Annotated in this window: 13 protein-coding genes; 9 read left to right on the top strand and 4 right to left on the bottom strand. The window is 56.8% G+C overall.

The window, feature by feature from the left end; translation table 11 throughout:
* Positions 1 to 12 precede the first annotated feature (12 nt).
* The gene (locus ACQ86N_RS03990) at positions 13 to 2,196 is read left to right on the top strand and encodes a peptidase domain-containing ABC transporter (RefSeq protein WP_431214044.1); all 2,184 of its coding nucleotides are present in this window, start codon (positions 13 to 15) and stop codon (positions 2,194 to 2,196) included.
* Between the two features lie 113 nt (positions 2,197 to 2,309).
* Here ACQ86N_RS03990 and ACQ86N_RS03995 read toward each other — a convergent pair whose 3' ends face one another.
* Positions 2,310 to 3,287 carry an MBL fold metallo-hydrolase gene (locus ACQ86N_RS03995; protein WP_431214045.1) on the bottom strand — a complete coding sequence of 326 codons (978 nt, stop codon included), beginning with the start codon at positions 3,285 to 3,287 and terminating at the stop codon, positions 2,310 to 2,312.
* A 123-nt stretch (positions 3,288 to 3,410) separates the two neighbouring features.
* Here ACQ86N_RS03995 and ACQ86N_RS04000 point away from each other — a divergent pair, with 123 nt between their 5' ends.
* A complete protein-coding gene (locus ACQ86N_RS04000) occupies positions 3,411 to 3,812 on the top strand; it encodes a winged helix-turn-helix transcriptional regulator (RefSeq protein WP_431214046.1) in 402 nt (133 codons plus the stop codon).
* 139 nt (positions 3,813 to 3,951) lie between these two features.
* Here the strand turns inward: ACQ86N_RS04000 and ACQ86N_RS04005 are convergent, their stop codons facing one another.
* On the bottom strand, positions 3,952 to 5,124 hold the full coding sequence (locus ACQ86N_RS04005) for a S9 family peptidase (protein WP_431217982.1): 1,173 nt from the start codon (positions 5,122 to 5,124) through the stop codon (positions 3,952 to 3,954).
* Positions 5,015 to 5,965: a TolB family protein gene (locus tag ACQ86N_RS04010; RefSeq protein ID WP_431214047.1), complete on the bottom strand. Its 951-nt coding sequence runs from the start codon at positions 5,963 to 5,965 to the stop codon at positions 5,015 to 5,017. Before ACQ86N_RS04010 ends, ACQ86N_RS04005 begins: the two co-directional genes overlap by 110 nt.
* A gap of 153 nt (positions 5,966 to 6,118) precedes the next feature.
* Between ACQ86N_RS04010 and ACQ86N_RS04015 the strand changes: the two genes are divergently transcribed.
* The 4 genes from ACQ86N_RS04015 (at position 6,119) to ACQ86N_RS04030 (ending at position 11,698) form a co-directional block, all read left to right on the top strand.
* Complete coding sequence (locus ACQ86N_RS04015; protein WP_431214048.1) at positions 6,119 to 6,352, top strand: hypothetical protein; 234 nt, start codon at positions 6,119 to 6,121, stop codon at positions 6,350 to 6,352.
* A gap of 123 nt (positions 6,353 to 6,475) precedes the next feature.
* A complete protein-coding gene (locus ACQ86N_RS04020; RefSeq protein ID WP_431214049.1) occupies positions 6,476 to 7,324 on the top strand; it encodes a hypothetical protein in 849 nt (282 codons plus the stop codon).
* Positions 7,287 to 7,967: a hypothetical protein gene (locus ACQ86N_RS04025; protein WP_431214050.1), complete on the top strand. Its 681-nt coding sequence runs from the start codon at positions 7,287 to 7,289 to the stop codon at positions 7,965 to 7,967. The genes ACQ86N_RS04020 and ACQ86N_RS04025 overlap by 38 nt, the downstream gene beginning before the upstream one ends.
* A gap of 179 nt (positions 7,968 to 8,146) precedes the next feature.
* Positions 8,147 to 11,698: a gliding motility-associated C-terminal domain-containing protein gene (locus tag ACQ86N_RS04030; RefSeq protein ID WP_431214051.1), complete on the top strand. Its 3,552-nt coding sequence runs from the start codon at positions 8,147 to 8,149 to the stop codon at positions 11,696 to 11,698.
* A gap of 142 nt (positions 11,699 to 11,840) precedes the next feature.
* Here ACQ86N_RS04030 and ACQ86N_RS04035 read toward each other — a convergent pair whose 3' ends face one another.
* The gene (locus ACQ86N_RS04035; RefSeq protein WP_431214052.1) at positions 11,841 to 12,833 is read right to left on the bottom strand and encodes a phytanoyl-CoA dioxygenase family protein; all 993 of its coding nucleotides are present in this window, start codon (positions 12,831 to 12,833) and stop codon (positions 11,841 to 11,843) included.
* A 128-nt stretch (positions 12,834 to 12,961) separates the two neighbouring features.
* Between ACQ86N_RS04035 and ACQ86N_RS04040 the strand changes: the two genes are divergently transcribed.
* The 3 genes from ACQ86N_RS04040 (at position 12,962) to ACQ86N_RS04050 (ending at position 17,899) form a co-directional block, all read left to right on the top strand.
* Complete coding sequence (locus ACQ86N_RS04040; RefSeq protein ID WP_431214053.1) at positions 12,962 to 13,852, top strand: helix-turn-helix domain-containing protein; 891 nt, start codon at positions 12,962 to 12,964, stop codon at positions 13,850 to 13,852.
* Between the two features lie 29 nt (positions 13,853 to 13,881).
* Positions 13,882 to 14,373 carry a ChbG/HpnK family deacetylase gene (locus ACQ86N_RS04045; RefSeq protein ID WP_431214054.1) on the top strand — a complete coding sequence of 164 codons (492 nt, stop codon included), beginning with the start codon at positions 13,882 to 13,884 and terminating at the stop codon, positions 14,371 to 14,373.
* A gap of 541 nt (positions 14,374 to 14,914) precedes the next feature.
* Positions 14,915 to 17,899, top strand: a complete 2,985-nt coding sequence (locus ACQ86N_RS04050; protein WP_431214055.1) for a T9SS type A sorting domain-containing protein — start codon at positions 14,915 to 14,917, stop codon at positions 17,897 to 17,899.
* Positions 17,900 to 17,933: the final 34 nt, after the last annotated feature.

Genomic DNA, 17,933 nt, shown 5'->3' on the forward strand with positions numbered 1-17,933 from the left:
AAATCGTTTTGTATGAAACATATCAGACAGTATGACGCCATGGACTGCGGTCCGTCCTGTTTGGCGATGATCGCGGACTACTACGGGAAAAAATATTCACTGCAATACCTCAGGGACAGCTGCCATATCACCAAGGAAGGCGTATCCCTGCTGGGGATCACCGAGGCGGCCCACGCGATCGGCCTCGAGACGACCTCGGCCCTGGTCACACCCGAGCAGCTGGCGAAGATCAACCAGCCCTGCATCCTGCACTGGAACCAGAACCATTTCGTCGTGCTCAAACACGTGGGCAAGGGCCGCAAACGCTGGCGCATAGCCGACCCCGGCCACGGCATGATCTCCCTGAGCGACGAGAAGTTCGTCAAGGCATGGATAGGAGAGGGCCGGTCCAGCGGTATCGTCCTCCTCCTCGAGCCCACTGAAAAATTCTACGAACTGGACCCCTCCGGCGGAAATTCGCTGTCGGTCAAATACCTAGTCAATTACCTGAAGGCTTATAGCCGGCAGCTGATGATCCTCTTCAGCCTCCTCCTGCTGGGAAGCCTGATCACCTTCGTCTTTCCCTTCCTGTCCAGATCGCTGATCGACAGAGGCGTTTCGGGTAAGAACATCGGCATCATCAAGCTGATCCTCCTGGCGCAGCTGGCGCTTTTCACCGGCACCATCGTCATCGAGATCTTCCGCAACTGGATCATGCTCGTCATAGGGACCAAACTGAGCATCAATATCATTTCGGACTTTCTCGAGAAAATGCTGAAGCTGCCCATGAAATTCTTCGAGACCAAGATGATGGGAGACTTCAACCAGCGGATCCAGGACAACGAGCGGATAGAGTATTTTCTGACCTCACAGAGCCTGCTCACGCTGTTCTCGCTGATCACCTTCTCGGTCTTCCTCGGCGTACTGAGTTTTTATGACTATAAGGTACTGCTGATCTATATCGGTCTTACCGCGCTGTCCGTCGGATGGTCGCTGTACTTCCTGAAGAGGAGGAAGACCCTGGACTACTACCGCTTCCAGCACCAGAGCAGCAACCAGGAGTCCATCTACGAGATCCTCAACGGCGTCACGGAAATGAAGCTCAATAATTTCGAGGACTACAAGCGGTTCGAATGGCGGAAGATCCAGCACAAGCTGTTCCAAATCAATATCAAGATCCTCAAGAACGACCAGCTGCAGCTCTCCGGGTTCGACTTTCTCAACCAGCTGAAGAATATCCTGGTCACCTTTCTCGGCGCCACCTTTGTGGTCAGGGGCACGATGACGCTGGGAACCCTGTTGAGTATCTCCTATATCATCGGTCAGATGAACGCCCCCATCAGCCAGCTGGTTGGCTTCTTCAAGTCCCTCCAGAACGCCCGGCTGAGTCTCGACCGGCTCAACGAGGTCCAGAATCATCCCGACGAGGAGCGTCCCACCGACGTCGCGCTGGAGCCCGCTCCTCCTCACCGCATCAGCCGGGGCATCGAGCTCCGCAACCTGAGCTTCCAGTACGAAGGACCCCGTTCGCCCTATGTGCTGAAAAACGTCAGCCTCCACCTCCCGCACGGCAAGGTCACGGCCATCGTGGGCGCCAGCGGAAGCGGCAAGACCTCCCTGTTGAAACTGCTGCTGAAATTCTATCCGCCCACCCATGGACAGATCTTGTACGACGGAATGGATATCGGCGACCTATCCGCCCGCAGCCTCCGCGGCAACGTCGGAGTGGTTATGCAGGACGGCTTTATCTTCTCCGACACGATCGAACGCAATATCGCAACCGGCGACGACACCATCGATACTGCCCAGCTGGAGCGCGCGGTGAAGATCGCCAATATCGAGTCGTTCATCGCTGGTCTGCCCCTGCAATACAAGACCAAGATCGGAGCCGCGGGCAATCCCATCTCGGGCGGCCAGCGCCAACGGATCCTCATCGCAAGGGCCGTCTACAAGAACCCACACTATATCTTCTTCGACGAGGCCACCAGCGCGCTGGACGCCGAGAATGAAAAGGTCATCCACGGCAACCTGACCGAGTTCTTCAGGGGCAAGACCGTCGTGATCATCGCCCACCGCCTGTCAACCGTAAAAAATGCCGACAATATAGTCGTGCTGAAAGGAGGCGAGGTCGTCGAGAACGGCAATCATACCAAGCTGATCGGGGAGAGGCACGTCTATTTCAATCTGGTAAAGAACCAGCTGGAACTGGGGGCGTAGGCTGGGGGCCCGGGCCCCTCGGCTAGGTGAACCGGGCCCCTCGCGTGGCCGGGCCCCTCGCGTGAACCGGGCCCCAGGTCTGAATTCGCCCGAGGCCCCTCGCGTGAACCGTGTTACCCCGGTATCGGATAGCTCTCCACTACCCACTCGAAATTTTCTTCTTTTCTCCTCGCATGGCCGATCCCGGGCCAGGGCAGGTGATAGGCGAACACCTTTGATCTGGACGCCGCCAGCCGAGCCAGCACCCTCTGGCGCGTCGCCGCCGCCTGGGCCCCATCGGTATCGCCATAGAAGCCCCAGTCCGGATGCGCGAACTGCAATACGTCGGAATGCAGAAGGTCGGCAATATGTACCAGCTCCTCCCCATCCGAGAAGACATGCACCAGCGTATGACCAGGCGTATGCCCGGCTGCCGTTTGCAAACGGATACAGCTCCACAGTTCGTCGCCGTCCGCAAAGAAGTGCAGACGCGGCTTCAGTGTCTGCAGAGCGGCATGTGTGCTGCCGATGATCCCGCGAAGCACCTCCGTGTTGTTCAGACTGCTCTTCGAGAAGTCGGGTGCGTCCTGCATCCAGAACTGGTATTCTATTTCTGAAATATGGACCTCCGCCTGCGGGAAGACCAGGCTCTTATCGGGCTTCAGCAGCCCGCCGATATGGTCGGGATGCGCGTGTGTGATCACGATATCGGTCACGTCGGCAGGATTCATGCCCGCGTCCGCAAGAGAAGAGGGCAGCCAGCCGGAACCTGCGCCGAAGCCCGCGCCGCAGCCCGTATCCACGAGGATCAGTCTTGTGCCGGTCCGGATAGCCAGGACGTTTATGCCCAGCTCGATGGCTTCCTTCGAACGGAAATTATTCTTTAGCAGACTGTCGACGGCGGCGGCGGGCACTCCCTCGGCAAAACTTGGCTGTACCGGACTCATCCTTAACGACCCGTCTGTCACGACGGTCAGGTCGAGCTTACCCAGTTGGAAGTGATGAAAAGGGCGTGTAGCATTCGCTGCGGGACCGGCAGCGGCCGCCCATTTTGTAAAATAACTCCCCACTCCCAATAAAAATATGTTCTTCAACAAAACTCGTCTTTCCATTATGTGTTAATTTAACTGGCAAAATTATCCGGCCCGATTTTAGCAAACAAGTAGGTACCAAACGGTATCCTGGATACTAAAACGATACTAACACTGACAATCAGGGAAATAAATATGACAACGGTGGCAAAAAATCAGGAGACGGGCGTCTGCAGCATCGACTACGCCTTCCGCCGCCTCGGCGGCAAATACAAGGCGCGGATACTGCTATACCTCTGGCACAATAAAGTGCTGCGATACGGCGAGCTGCGAAGGAATATCACGGACATTACGCCCAAGATGCTGACCCAGACCCTCCGCGAACTGGAAGAGGACCGGCTTGTCAGCCGGACCGTCTACAGCGAGAAACCGCCGCGGGTCGAGTACGCGATCACGGAGACAGGACTGCGATTTATTCCTTTTATCCACCAGCTGAAAGAGTGGGGGGATACCCTCCTCGCCAGCGCCGATATTTCCACGCTTCCTCCGCTGGGATGTAAAGAGTTTGAGCGGTATTTTGGCCCGGGTTCGGACAAGGAGGCGTGAACCACGCAACTGCCGGCGCACCCTCAGCGTGAACCGCACCGCTACTTCAAGAATTTCCTCACAAAGAAATCCGCCGCCGCACCATACACTTTCACCGCATTCTCAAACCGCATCCAGTGGTGCGTATCATCCACGATCATCAGCGTCTCATACGGCACCCCCTTTTTTCGAGCCGCTGCACCAGGTCCACGCTCTGACTGAATCTTACGTTGCGGTCGTCGTCACCCTGTATGATCAGCACCGGCGAATGCCAGGTATTGACGGAAGCGACAGGAGAGGAGAGCCAGGCTGTCTTTTGCGCGGCGTCGAAATCGGGAGCTTTCTCGTATTTGTCCCTGCCCGATGCTGTGTTGCCCTGGACCGACCAGTCGTGTACGCCATGAAAATCCACCCCCGCCGCGAACAGCCGCGAATCGCGCGCCAGCGCCAGTGCGGTCAGGTATCCGCCGTAGGAACCGCCGTATATTCCGATCCGGCCGCTGTCCACAAAAGACTGACGGCGCAGCCACTCCCCGGCCGCCCGGATATCTTTGTATTCTGCCGCTCCCGCAGCACCCGCCTTCGCGGGCTTGTGAAACTCATATCCATAGCCGATCCCAAGGCGATAATTGACGGACAGCACCACAAATCCGAGGCTCGCGAGGTATTGATTGCTCGAATAGGCGTTGGAGTAATAGTCGGAATAGTGCCAGCCCAGCAACATTTGCCGCGGCGGTCCGCCATGGACAAAGACGATAGCGGGTTTTTTGCCCGCTCCGCCCGGTGGCATAAACAGATCGGCGTGTACCACCACACCGTCTTCCGACTTGAACAGCACCTGCTGCGGCGTCACGAGACCCGATGGATAGTCCGCGAGCTTATCGGCAGAGAGCAACTGTATCTTTCCCCCCTTCAGGACGGCGGGCAGCGGTGGCCGTTTGGCCGTCGCGCTGAGGAACACATACGCCGACCCGTCACCCGTCAGCGCGGGCGTCCATTCCAGCCCATCGCCTGGCGTCAGCACCCGCATATCGGGATGGTCCACGCTTACAACGGCAGCATGTCTTCTCTCGATATCGAGCGCGTCGGGCCCGGCGTTCGCGCTGAACAGCAGACGACGCCTGTCGGGGCTTAGCCGGATATGCTCGCACATAAAATTACCGGGCGTCAGCAGGGTCGGCTCCCCGCCTCCCGCGTCGACGGAATACAGGTGCGGCCACCCGTCATGGTAAGAAAGGAAGACGATACGGTTGCCGGCCGCCCAGTGCAGGTTGGCTCCGCCGTCCGTCGTGGGATACGACCCCCTCAGCGTCGCGGGCGCCTTCCAGAGCAGCGCGGGGGCGCCGCCCATGGTGTCGGCGATATAGATGCTCCGAGGGCTGGTGTCTCGCCGCGAGCAGCGAGTCGGGAGCGCCACCCAGTCCCGGCCTTCTGACAAATACGATCAGCCTGCCGTCGGGCGACCACTGCGGGTCCTCGTCCCTGCTGAAAGAGGGCGCGATCCATTTCAGCCCGGCAGTCCCTTTCGTATAGATGCCTATGACGCTGTGGTCGACGCGGCTGGCGACGAACAACAGCCGCCTGCCATCGGGTGACCATTGCAGTGATCCGACCCTGCCCCGTGTCGTGAACATACTCTTTGCAGCGGAACTGCCGTCCAGCGGCGCCGACCAGACCTGGTCGTTTTTGATGAATGCGACCTCCTTGCTATCGGGAGAAATGACGGGGTCATCGCCTTCCGACAAATATTTTACCGGGCCGCCGGAGAAAGGCGCGACGGCCACCTGCACCTTGAAGGGCTGCGTCTCGAAGGAAGGATTCACGGGCAGGTCGTTGTCCCAGTTGGCACCATGATCACCGCCCCGGACAAATAACACCCATTGCCCGTCCGGCGACAACGACAGGCTCGAGATCTCCTGTCCGTCGTCCTCCGTATAGCTGGTCAGTTGCCGCGGGATAAAGGCGCCACCGGTCGTCACGTATACATTGCGGCGGCCCTCCTCGTTGATGGCCCACGCGATATTCGATCCGACAGCGGCAGCCGTCAGCTCGGTTGGAAAGGGATATTTTTTAAAGGAAAGATAGGGCTGGCTTTGGGTTTGGGTTTGGGTCTGAGTCTGGGTTTGGGCGAACAGCTGCATCGGAAGCAGCAGCAGGAACAACAGCTTTCTCATGAGTATTCTTTGTCGTTTGGCGGGAAAAGGTACGGTTAATAACATGGAGTACCAAACGATAAGTAGAACCAATTAATTTTTCCGAAATGGCCTCTTTTCCGCAGCCCGGGCCCGTTGCATACGACTAATTTTATATCCTAAATCAATCGAACCATGTCCAGAATTTGGCGCAACCCCAACAACCTCACCAGCATCTCCTTCATCTTACTGGCCCTCGCGGGCGGTCTGGCCGTAGAAGCGTTTATGCACAACGGCTCTGTCTTGTATATCCTCGGATCGGTAGGTTTTCTCCTGCTGGCGATCACGGCATTTACAAAGGCGTTCCTGGAAAGCCAGCGGACCCTGGCCACGGCACGGCCTACCCGCCGCCCCAGCGACCACAACTAAGACCCAACGACCACAACTGAACACCGACCGTCCGTTAGCGGACATCCCGGGCCGAAGCCGTTACCTAAACCTCTGATTTTTACCTGACTACCACTCTGGCACCATTTTTCCCGCTGGTAGGACATGAAGCGTAATTTCCTTCTCTTCCTACTCCTTTTTTCGGCAGGAGCCTATAGCCAAAACGTACAAAAGATCATTTTTGAGCCCAGCGACAGCCTTAACGGGTACTACCTCGCCATTCCCCCATCGTCGGGGACCGTCAGGGGCGTAGTGGCCCTATTTTGTCCTTTTCAGAAGGCCGAAAGCATCCTGCCTGAGACGAGGCTGCACAATATCGCGGCAGCTACCGATCTGCTGACCGTCTATTGCTCTACGGGCCTCCGGCTGCTGCCGGACAGTCCGGCCATCCACCGGATGGATCGCGTACTCGCCCATGCCGCGGCCAAATTTGGCGCCGACACCAGCCATTTTGCGGTGGGAGGCTTTGACCTGGCGGGCACCGGCGTACTGCGCTACGCGGAACTGGCGCAGGAGCATCCACAGGATTTTTTCATCCATCCTCACGCCGTATTCGGCATTGCCGCCCCCGTCGATCTCACGGGACTCTACCACCTCTACGAACGGCAGATCAAAAAGAACTATTTCCCGCCCGCGGTGGGCGACGCGAAATTCATACTGAATTATTTCAACAAGGAACAGGGAACCCTTGCCGAACATCCGGAGCACTATAGTAGGCTTTCGCCGTTCAGTACGGCTTCGTCGGAACCCGGCAACGAACGGTGGCTGCATCGCCTGTCGCTGCGGCTGTACTACGACACCGATATCGAGTGGCAGTTGAGGACGCGCCGCAACGGATACTATGATACCGATCTTCCCGACGCTTCCGAGCTCGATCGACCGGGTGTTGCTGCAGGGCAACGGGCGCGCGGAGTTTGTGGCGTCGCGCCTGCCCGGTATGCGGAGCAATGGTAATCGCCATAGTTCCTCGTATTCTATCGTCGACGAGACCGACTGTATCCGGTGGATCATTCGATCGCTGCATATCTTCAGTCCTTCGAATCCGATGTCTTTCGCCGGTCCATATACTTTTACAGCGCCCGAGAGATGGGCTATCGAGCGGTCGTCGTTCCCTCCGCCATTCGCTCCCGACGTTGCGCTCACGGGCGTCGAGGAAATTCGCTTTATGCCGGGCTGGGGCTCGGCCGGCGCGCCCGACTACTGGTCGCTGGCCTATATGTTCTGGCTGGACGCGGGACAAAAGGTCGACGCCGCCGTCCTCAAGGAGAACATACGGCGCTACTACGACGGCCTCATCGTCAACGGCGGAGGCGGCGGCCCGCGAAACATTCCCAAAGACAAACTGATCCCTACCAAAGTCGGCATCCAGCAGGTGAAGCCGGAACCCGGCGACACCGGCACCTGGACAGGCACGGTAGACATGCTCGACTATATGGCCATGCGGCCGATGCGGCTGTACTTTACTGCGCACGTCAGACCCTGCGACGACAGGCAACACTTTCCGTTATTTCTCGAGCTGTCACCGCGACCATTCGAAGACCCTATCTGGCTGCAGTTGAAGCAACCAAAAGAGAATTTTGTTTGTTTACCTGAATAATTTTTTAAGCTATGCTAAAAACCGGCCGGTATGGGCCTCACCGCCGCAGGATGGTGAATTCGTCAAAGGGCGTCTCCGGCAGGCGACGCCCTGGACCCTGCCTTTTATAAGGAGATGAACGGTTGGCATAGACGCAAAGGTACACAATACCGTTTTTTTTGTATTTTGTACCCATCTCCATGAAACTCTTAACCCTATTACTGCTTTTTAGCCTTATCACAGTCGGTTTGCGTGCCCAGCGGGATATTGTCGAAAAGGCTCGCCTGAACACCCCGCATTTGCGTATCGATGCATCGGCACTGACGCAGCCGGCCAGACTGGCGGCCCTGATCGACAACGCGGAAAGAAGGCTGGATCCCGCTGCGCGACCCACCGCCAGCACCCGCCCCACCACCAAACCCGCTGCCGCTGGTGGTACCCGATCGACCACCACCGGCCCGCGCACCCTCTCCGCCAACTGTACCAACAACTCATTCCTCCAGACCATCGCCCTCACCAACCGGGTGATCTACCTGACCTCGATAGCCCATACCTCCGACGACGCTGTGCTCATCGGAGGCGAAATGTACGACAGCACGGTCCTTCACGGCGCCTGGAACAGCGACGCCTTTCTCATCAAGGCAGACGCCAGCGGAAATATCATCTGGACCAATTCCTTCAAGGACCTGCAGGGTGACCAGTTCTATTTCCTGAATATGTACCGCATGAAAGAGCTGTCTAATGGAGACATCATCGCGATCACCCATATCGATATCACGGGCGGAGCGAATACGATAGAGGTGATCTACCGGCTGACTCCAACAGGCAACGTCATCTGGCATACCGACCTCAACTCAATAATGCTCCAGAACGCCGTCAACCCCAGCCATGTTTACGTTGCGGTCGGCGATATCCAGGAGGGACACAACGGTGAACTCGTGCTGACCGGCACCAGCATCAGCCAGACCCATGGCGCACAGACGGCGACCGTCATCCGCCTCGACGCCAACGGGCAGTACCTGTCGGACACCAACTTCGGAAATCTGGGCAGCGACTACGACCTCGGCGTGGAGGGGCTCTCGTCCTATATCTCGGGCAATAGTATCGTCCTGACCGGCATCTCACACGGCAACAGCTATACCTGGTCGGAGGCCATTTTCTTCGTTACCATGGACTATTACACCGGCGCCACGCAGAACAAGCGTTTCTTCGTCTTTGACTATACCAACAACGACGCCCTGTTCAAATCTATCAGCTATTATTACAACGCGGCCATCCGCCAGGTCAACGGCCACACGCTGGTATATGGGCTCACCTTCCAGGCCACGTCAATGCCCTACGATACGACCGACTATTTCGACGTTGTCGATTTCGACGCGAACTATAATCTCGTGAACTCCTACAGCATCAGTTCGAAGATGCACACCAACTATGAGAACGAGATGATCTATTTCGACAACAAGGGGAACGGGCTGTATTCCATCGCGCACGAGACGTCTATGCCGGGGGGCGAGGCGACCGTATTCGGATCGGTGAGGGGAGGCTGGCTCTCCAAAGAGAGGGCCGCCGACTACGGAGCCAATATCATCACCGGCAACCGTATATGTCCCACTTTTTTCAACGATGGTGGATATGTCTTCGCGGATGGGTGGTACGACCGCACGCAGGGCAGCATGATAATGTATAAAAAGATGTACGATACGGACACAGGTACCGTGTGTCTCGGAAGAGATACCGCGATCATGTTCCTGCGGCCGGTGAAAGTAAAGGAAAATCCAGCTTATCCCTTTCTCAACCAACCCACGTTCGGTTTTATCAGGCCGGTCAGCTACAACCTCGGAACGGGGCCTACCCCGGCCAACAGAATGATGAGTCCCTGTCTTCAAACCAGCCACTGCGACCTGGTGAAGATCGACGGGCCGGCCACCTTCTGCGGCGCCGGCCAGCCTCACGAGTTCGTCGTGCACAGAAATCCGGAATGCGGAGCAACTGCGAGCTGGACCATCGACACGACCGTCGTCGAAAACCTGACTACCGTCAACGACTCTACGATATCGATCACGTTTAAGAACATCAACTGGCAGGGCAAGCTGCACGCCGACCTGCTGCCGGGCGTCTGCCAGCTGCCGCCGGCCGACTCCCTGACGGTGCAGATCACCGGCGTTCCCGAAGCCGTCGATCTGGGAGCCGACACTACCATCTGCACGGGGAATACCATCATACTCCACGCCGGCGCCGCCTACTCTTCCTATGCACTGGCAGGACGGGACCACCGGGCCGCAGGACTCGACCTATACCATCACGGCCGCGATGGTGACGGCCCCCACGGACTATACCGTGACGGTGTCCGACTTTTGCGGCAACAACAGCAGCAGCACTGTGCGCGTATCACCGGCCAACTTCCCGTTCACGGCCGGCCCCCCATATCCAAATGCAACGATGACGGCGTCGAACTAAAGGCTACAGGCGGGTTTACCAACTACCACTGGACCGCAGGCGCCTTCGATGAAAGCGGATCTGTGGACAGCATCGTTTACGTCATTCCCGTCACGAGCACCGACTATAGTGTCGCGGCGGAAAAATGGGCGGGCTGTACGGTCAATGCCTCTGTTCACGTCGACGTACTGCATTCCTCGGCCATCGACCTCGGCGCGGATATCGCCCTGTGCGAAGGCGGATACCGGCAGCTGGACGCCGGAGCCGGCTTTGACAGCTATGCCTGGAATACAGGACAAACAACCCGATCTGTAAATGCAGGCCAGGCAGGTACTTATTCTATCATTGCGACCGCGGCCAACGGCTGCAAGTCTTATGATACGCTAAACATAACGAATGTCTGGCCGCTGCCGGCTGTTGTTCTCGCGGGTGCACCCGATACCGCCATCTGCAGCGGCCAGCCGCTGCGTTATATTCTGCCGTCGAATGGCAACAGCTATCGGTGGAGCGACGGCAGCCAGTCTCCGTCGTATGTAATAGACAAGGCGGGCAACTATGCGTTGACGGTGACGACTCCCCACGGCTGTATCGCTACTGCCGCTGTCGTGGTGGCCGTCAAGCCTTCCCCGACGGTCCACCTGATCGCGGATACGACGCTATGCAAGGATAAAACACTCCTCCTGGATGCGGGCTTTAGTGGCGCGACCTACCGCTGGCAGGACGGCAGCACGGCCGCGCAGTATGTCGTTACAAACGCCGGCTTGTATTCGGTAAGCGTCGACCTGTCGGGCTGCGTCACGACGGGCTCTTCCCGCGTAGACTATACCGACGTTCCAAAATTCTCTCTCGGTAAGGATACCTTCCTCTGCGAGGGGCAGCAGTTCGTGCTGCAGCCCCCACCGGATCCCCAGACCCGCTACCTCTGGCAGGACGGCAGCAGCCGGGACTATTTTATTGTGAAGGATACCGGCCTTTACAGCCTTTCTGCTTCTAATGTCTGCGGTACCGGCTCCGCGTCATTGTACGTCGCCGAGGGCCTTTGCCGGCTGGTGATGCCATCGGCCTTCAGCCCCAATGCCGACGGAAAGAACGACCTGTTCCGCGTAAAATATCCTTTTGCCGCACGGGCATTTTTAATGGCGGTCTACGACCGGTTTGGCCAGCCCGTGTTCCAGACAAAGAATATGAGCGAGGGCTGGAACGGCACCTTTCACGGACAAACCCAGCCGATGGGCACCTATGTGTGGTATATTTCTCTCACCGATATACACGGGATCCGGCAGGAAGCAAAGGGTACGGTGTTGTTGGTGCGGTAGTGGCCGCTCCGAGGCTGCCTCCCGCGTGAACCGTTCCCCCCGCGCGTGAACCGTCCCCCTTCGCGTGAACCATCTCCCCTTCGCGTGAACCATCCCCCGCGCATAACCCGCGTGAACCACGTGAACCACCCCTACAGGGTCCCTACCAGCGGTCCAGCCCCAGTAACTTCCTCCCTAACGGTGACAACTCTGCGACCGGATTCCGGTGTTCCCGCTGCAGCGGGTCGCCGGGAAAGGCATACCCCTCCATCGCATCCCGGTTGCGCCAGCTGTCGATCCTCCACTGCCTCAGCGCGTCGTTGTCTTCCTGCGCCGGCATCATCGAGATATACTGGGCGATCCTGACTTTGTCGCCACTGGTGTTTGGACGGATACCGTGCGGTTCGAGACTGTTGAAGATCAGCAGGTCCCCGGCCTCCATCTTTACCTTGACCAGCTGAAACCCCGTCGTGTCGGGCTTGTAGTGGTCCCTGTCCTCCGGCTGGGTCAGCTTCCACGCGTCATAGGTGCGGTACAACTCGGGGATACACTGGAATCCTCCCATATTTTCGTCGGTCTGGTCGGCAAGCGCCAGCACACCCTGTACGTTGACCGGTCTCGTCTCGGGGTCATAGTCCCAGTGGATAAAACCCTTGTATTCAAATCCGGGGCGCAGCGGGAAGTTGAGGTTGGCCCTGTCGATCGTGACCCACAGCTTCTCCGTGCCCCAAACGTCGGCGAAAGCCTGGTGAACCCGGGGGAACTGCCGGTTGTCCCACATATACTGGTGGTTGTAGATCTCCACCATACCCGTATTGTTGAGCTCCTTCATCTGCATCGTGGCATTGGGCTTTTTGTACCAGCTCTCGATATCGTTGGGGTCCTTGTCCTCGTACTCCCAGAGATAGTCGGCCAGCCTTTTGACCTGCTCTTTCGGGACCGCGTTCTTTATGACGACATAGCCGTTGGTGACCCAGAAGTTCCAGTCCTCTTCGCTGAGTACCCGCAGGGGCTCCCCGTTGCTGCGGTCGTTGAGTTTCATCTGGCTCGACTTGGCGGTGGATGGGTTGCCGGGTATCTCTTTGTGCTCGTTGACCAGCGGCTGCGGAGACATCGCATTCGCGGCGGGACCAGGAGTCATCGATGGAGTATTCATAAATTTTCAGTTTTATAATCCAAAGGTCGGACAGTACTAAAAATCGGCCGTCCTGTCCGTTGACCACTCTTTGCGCTGTATTGACATTTTTTGGTAAATTCAGGGGGCAAAACCGGGCAATACAGCGCATGGGTACCCCAAATTCCATCAAACTCGAAAAAATAGACTTCAAGCCGGGACGGTCTTTCCGTCTTTTCTCGCCCCGGCTGCGGAATACTTTTTTCTGGCACTACCATCCCGAATTCGAGCTGGTATGGGTGGAAGCCGATGCCGGTATCCGCCACGTGGGCACCCATATATCCACTTATACCCGCAACGACCTGGTCTTTATCGGCGGTAACCTGCCGCACCTCAATTTCGACTACCGCGTCCGCAGCGAGTACCACCAGGTCGTCATCCAGCTGCGCACCGATTTCCTTGGCACGGCGATCGGTACTACTCCCGAGTTTGCGGGGATCCACAAGCTGTTTAAAAAGGCGCAATACGGGATAGCCTTTCACGGCACGACGAAACTATCCGTGGGCGGGCAAATGAAAGACCTCCCGAGATTGTCCCCGATGCACCAGCTCCTGCAGCTGATCAGCATATTCAATCAGCTGGCGAACGCGGAAAAACACGAACAGGAGGTATTAAATACCGGCCTCACCAGCACCAACTTTATTATCAGGGACAAGATCCGTATGGGCGCCATATATGAATACATCGACGCCGAATACCACCGCGACCCCGACGTCAACGAAGTCGCAAAAAAGGTCAACCTCACCACGCCGGCCTTCTGCCGGTATTTCCGCCGCCAGACCAATATGACCTTTACCGAGTTTGTCAATCAGTACCGGATCGAGCGCGCGAAGAGCCTCCTGATACAGGACAACAACGTCAGCGAGACCTGCTACGCCGTCGGTATTGGCAGCGTCAGCTATTTCAATAAGCTGTTCAAGGACATTGTGGGGGTAAACCCAACGGAGTTCAAGAGGTTGTACGACTTCGATACCTTCGAAGACGAGGGTACCCTCGATTAATGTGTATATTCAGACACCAAACCCATCTCATGAAACATAAATACTTATTCCTACTTCCTTTTCTATTCCCTCTCTTCTCCCGCGCCGGCGACACCACCTACGCCGAACGGCTCGGCTACCCCAAGGGCGCGAAAGTCCTCATCCTCCACGTCGACGACGCCGGCATGAGCTACGAGTCCAACGCGGGGGCGATCAACGCCCTCACAAAAGGCGCTGCCACCTCCGTCAGCGTGATGATGCCCTGTCCATGGGTCCCCGGTTTCGTCCGGTGGCTGAAACAGCACCCTGGCAAACGAAGGGACTTCAGCGACTATGACATCTCCACGCTGACCATGACCCCGACAGACACCACCGTTAGAAGCCTCGGCCCGCTGATCAACGACGGCGTCGCCCACCGATGGGGCGAATACGTCTCGCCCGAAGGCAAATATCCTTTCTACTCCCGCGGAACCAGCCCAAAAGATTGCCATGTATACTGGGTCCGCTTCGATACCCTCCTCAAAAAACTTACTCCGCGATAGCGCTTCAAAAGACAGGCGGCCTCCTTCAACCGGTAAGGACAGGCCCCTACCGGCAGGAGGATGCGATCAGTCCGGTAACGCCAATCACCGCCGCCGACCTTTTCATTGGCGCGGCCGCCGCGTCCACAAACGCCAAAAGGCCGCTCTTCTCAAACGGCCCCTGGCTGGTTTGTCGAACCAAGACAAACTATCACTGTGAACCCCCGGCTCGACTGCGTATAACTTAATGGATTCTTACATTCAGCCAGGTAAAGTTAACTCCACAAAGTCTCTCATTCAGCACAAATCACCCACCGGCGGTGAACAACCGATATACGGCAATTGACGATTATCAAGCGGTCCTAAGTAATACCCTTAATTAACTTTTTCTTTTCTGTTTTGAAGATATTGGCACGCCTTACTGGCAACATTATTGGATAGTGTAGGAAAATCCTCAGCGTGTATAGGTACTTCCACAAAAGCCTGGAAGTAGTTGGTTGAGGAAGAATATATCCAATTATAGCCGTCGTAATTTAGCGCCGAAATCCAATATCAGCATCTGATGAAGAGAATCCGTGCCGTTGTTACCCTATGGGTATGCCTATTATTTGCCCTCACCTCAGCCAGCAGAGCCAGCGCCCAAATGATCTCCGTTTATGCGTCACCGAATGGAAGTGCCTCCGGAGATGGCAGCATCAGCTCGCCCGTCAGCCTTGACCGCGCAGCAGCGATCGTCAGGACCCATCCGCAAACGCCCTGTACCGTCTGGCTCGCCGACGGAACTTACAAGCAAGTGAAGCTGGGCCCATCCGACTCCCGCTCGTCATCCGCCGCTGTAACCTACCAGGCCGTCAGTCCGCACGGCGCCGTCATCCTGCCTGAGAACGTAATGGACCTTCATCAGTTCAAACCCATTCCCGACAGTATACGCAATCGCATCATCAACACTACTGCAAAAGGAAAAGTCAGACAGTTGCCTCTGTCTGCGCTCTCACTCAACGATACGGCCGACTGGCCGCTGATGTTCACGCTCTCCAATCTGAGATCGCCGAAATTCTATAGGAACGGTAATCCACTGCCGATGTCCCGCTACCCGCAGGACACCACCATGACCATGGGCGAGGTCATCAGCAAGGGAAAATACAAAACCACGCCCGGTGGCAGCTTCCGGTTCAAAGACGACCGGGTGCAACAATGGCAGAAGGCCATCGAAGACGGCGGCCTCTTCCTCTGCGGCAACTGGCAGTTCACCTGGAAACTGGACGTGGTAAAGACCCTTTCTGTAGACACGAAGGGCAAACTGATCAAACAGGCCATCGGGTTGCAGGACGGCATCGGGACGCAGGACCCTGGCAGACTGGCGCCCGGAACGGAGCCCTACTACGCCCTCAATCTTGTAGAGGAGATCAACGCCGAAGGACAGTGGAGCATCAACTTCAGGACAAAGATGCTTTATATGTGGGTTCCGGAAACCGGCTCGGTAACTATGGATGGCGATTCCCAGACGCCGTCGGTCGATCTGGACAGCGTGAGCAATACTAGTTTTATAGGCATTGACGTCCGCGGGGGATCGGGTGACGCCTACGAGCTGAACCATTGCAAAAATATACTGATCGCCGGTTCGCATATCAGCCTGTGTTCGGGATATGGAGTTCGAATAGCAGATGGCAGCTCCTGTACGGTACAGAGCAACGATATCAATCAGGTCGGGGCGGGTGGTGTCATCATAACGTCGTCATCTCTTGAAAATGACCAGTCGGCACTCCGCGGCTCGGGGCACCAGGTCATCAATAACCATATCTACAACTATGCGACCGAGGCTCCCGTCTATTCGGCAGCCATCGACGTCAGTTCGGCAGTAGGCGCTTATGTCGCCTATAATAAGGTACACGACTGCCCCCACGTCGGCATCATGCATGGTGGTAACAATAATATCCTCGAGTACAACGAGGTCTATGACGTCGTCAAAAAATATACGGATATGGGCGCCTTTTACAAATTCCAGAAGACCCCTACAGGATGGAATGCAAGAGGCAACAAGATCCGCCACAACTATATCCACGATGCCCCCCGCGCCAATGGAGTGTACGAGGACGACTGTGCTTCGGGCGACAGCATCAATCACAATATCATCGCGAACACCGTCATGGCGACCTACAACCACAACGGTTATTTTAACAACTACTCCAATACCATCTACTTTGGGAATACCTATCCCGCGACCAGCATGGTGGAGACGCCGGGCAGCGCGGGTTATAGCGAGAGACACTCTGGTCTGGGCAAGATCTGGAATAATAGTTCCGCCTACAAGGGTGCTTATCCCGAGGTCGGCGATATGATCGGATCGGCTGGGCGTAATAATAAATACAACTCCCGGATCTGGCCCTCGATCATAGGCAGTGTGTTCGTCGGTGCGGAAAGCCTCTCCAACGTCAACGGGGACAAACTCTTCAATGCCGACGGAACGACCAATCCCGAGTACGCCGAGACCGGCGCTCCTTTTAAGAAGGATAATGTAGTGTTTAAGAATAATAGAAGAGTGTTGAACAGACTACAACAGCCGATCGTTCCATTCCGGATCGACAGCCTCCGTGCGGCCGGCGTTTTTGCGATGACCGGGGACAGCGACTGGCATATCAACCGTATCGGGCTTCACAAGGATAAATACAGGACCGATATTTCGTCGGTTAAGACCGAGGGTATCGATCCTTCCCTGACGGTGGCAGTTACGGGTAAACCCGGTGGGGCCTCGGCATCGGGTGGGGCGGCCTCGGGTGCAGGCTCTGCCCCGGGTGGGACGGGCTCGGGTACTTCCGGTTCCACAGTTTTCAAAACCTCGGACACCGTCCGCCTTACAGCCGGCATCAAAAGCCCCAATGCGGGATATATTTTTTCTTCTGTAAAGTTTATGGAAAACAACAAGGACATAACGAAGGACCTCATCGTCTCAAAAAAGCTGGTGTCCTATGATTCCGTGAAGTACAATATCGAATGGAAGAACCCCGCCGTCGGCACACATCGGCTGACTATGCACGGGTATGACGGAACGATTTGGGAGTACACTTCGAATGCGGTGGTGTTCACGGTGGAGGGAGATACGACGAAGAAACCCAAAGATTCCATCGTCACGCCGAAGCCGAAGCCCGAGACGCCAAAGACCACACCTGTACCCCCCACGACTACGCCAGTCCCACCGGCCGCCACTCCCGCGCCACCCGCGGACTCCACACCCGTAGCACAACCCTCAAAACAGGGTTCCTCGAATATCGACAACATCGATATGGGCCACAGGAAAATGGTTGTCTATCCCAACCCTGCCAGCAGCGTCCTCAACCTGGCCTACTGGAGCACCCAGCCGCCGGGCAACGTCAAAACGATGATCTACGACAACGGCGGCCGCCAGATCACCGGCAAAGCGGTCTTTATGCAAACCGGACAAAACCAGGTGAGCTATAACGTTACGTCTCTGGCGAACGGCATCTATGTGCTGCTGGTCGAGAACCCGGACCATACGATCGCTTCGCAACGGTTTATCGTCGCGCACTAGCCGGCCGGCCGCGTGAACCGCGTAACACGTCAAC

It is taken from the genome of Puia sp. P3, assembly GCF_050632245.1.
Lineage (GTDB): Bacteria > Bacteroidota > Bacteroidia > Chitinophagales > Chitinophagaceae > Puia.

Bases quoted from the DNA above. Each gene is read 5' to 3' on its own strand.
- ACQ86N_RS04015 (WP_431214048.1), top strand. From the start codon at position 6,119: ATGTCCAGAATTTGGCGCAACCCCAACAACCTCACCAGCATCTCCTTC.
- ACQ86N_RS04035 (WP_431214052.1), bottom strand. From the start codon at position 12,833: ATGAATACTCCATCGATGACTCCTGGTCCCGCCGCGAATGCGATGTCT.
- ACQ86N_RS04020 (WP_431214049.1), top strand. From the start codon at position 6,476: ATGAAGCGTAATTTCCTTCTCTTCCTACTCCTTTTTTCGGCAGGAGCC.
- ACQ86N_RS03995 (WP_431214045.1), bottom strand. From the start codon at position 3,287: ATGGAAAGACGAGTTTTGTTGAAGAACATATTTTTATTGGGAGTGGGG.
- ACQ86N_RS04040 (WP_431214053.1), top strand. From the start codon at position 12,962: ATGGGTACCCCAAATTCCATCAAACTCGAAAAAATAGACTTCAAGCCG.
- ACQ86N_RS04050 (WP_431214055.1), top strand. From the start codon at position 14,915: ATGAAGAGAATCCGTGCCGTTGTTACCCTATGGGTATGCCTATTATTT.
- ACQ86N_RS04010 (WP_431214047.1), bottom strand. From the start codon at position 5,965: ATGAGAAAGCTGTTGTTCCTGCTGCTGCTTCCGATGCAGCTGTTCGCC.
- ACQ86N_RS04045 (WP_431214054.1), top strand. From the start codon at position 13,882: ATGAAACATAAATACTTATTCCTACTTCCTTTTCTATTCCCTCTCTTC.
- ACQ86N_RS04030 (WP_431214051.1), top strand. From the start codon at position 8,147: ATGAAACTCTTAACCCTATTACTGCTTTTTAGCCTTATCACAGTCGGT.
- ACQ86N_RS03990 (WP_431214044.1), top strand. From the start codon at position 13: ATGAAACATATCAGACAGTATGACGCCATGGACTGCGGTCCGTCCTGT.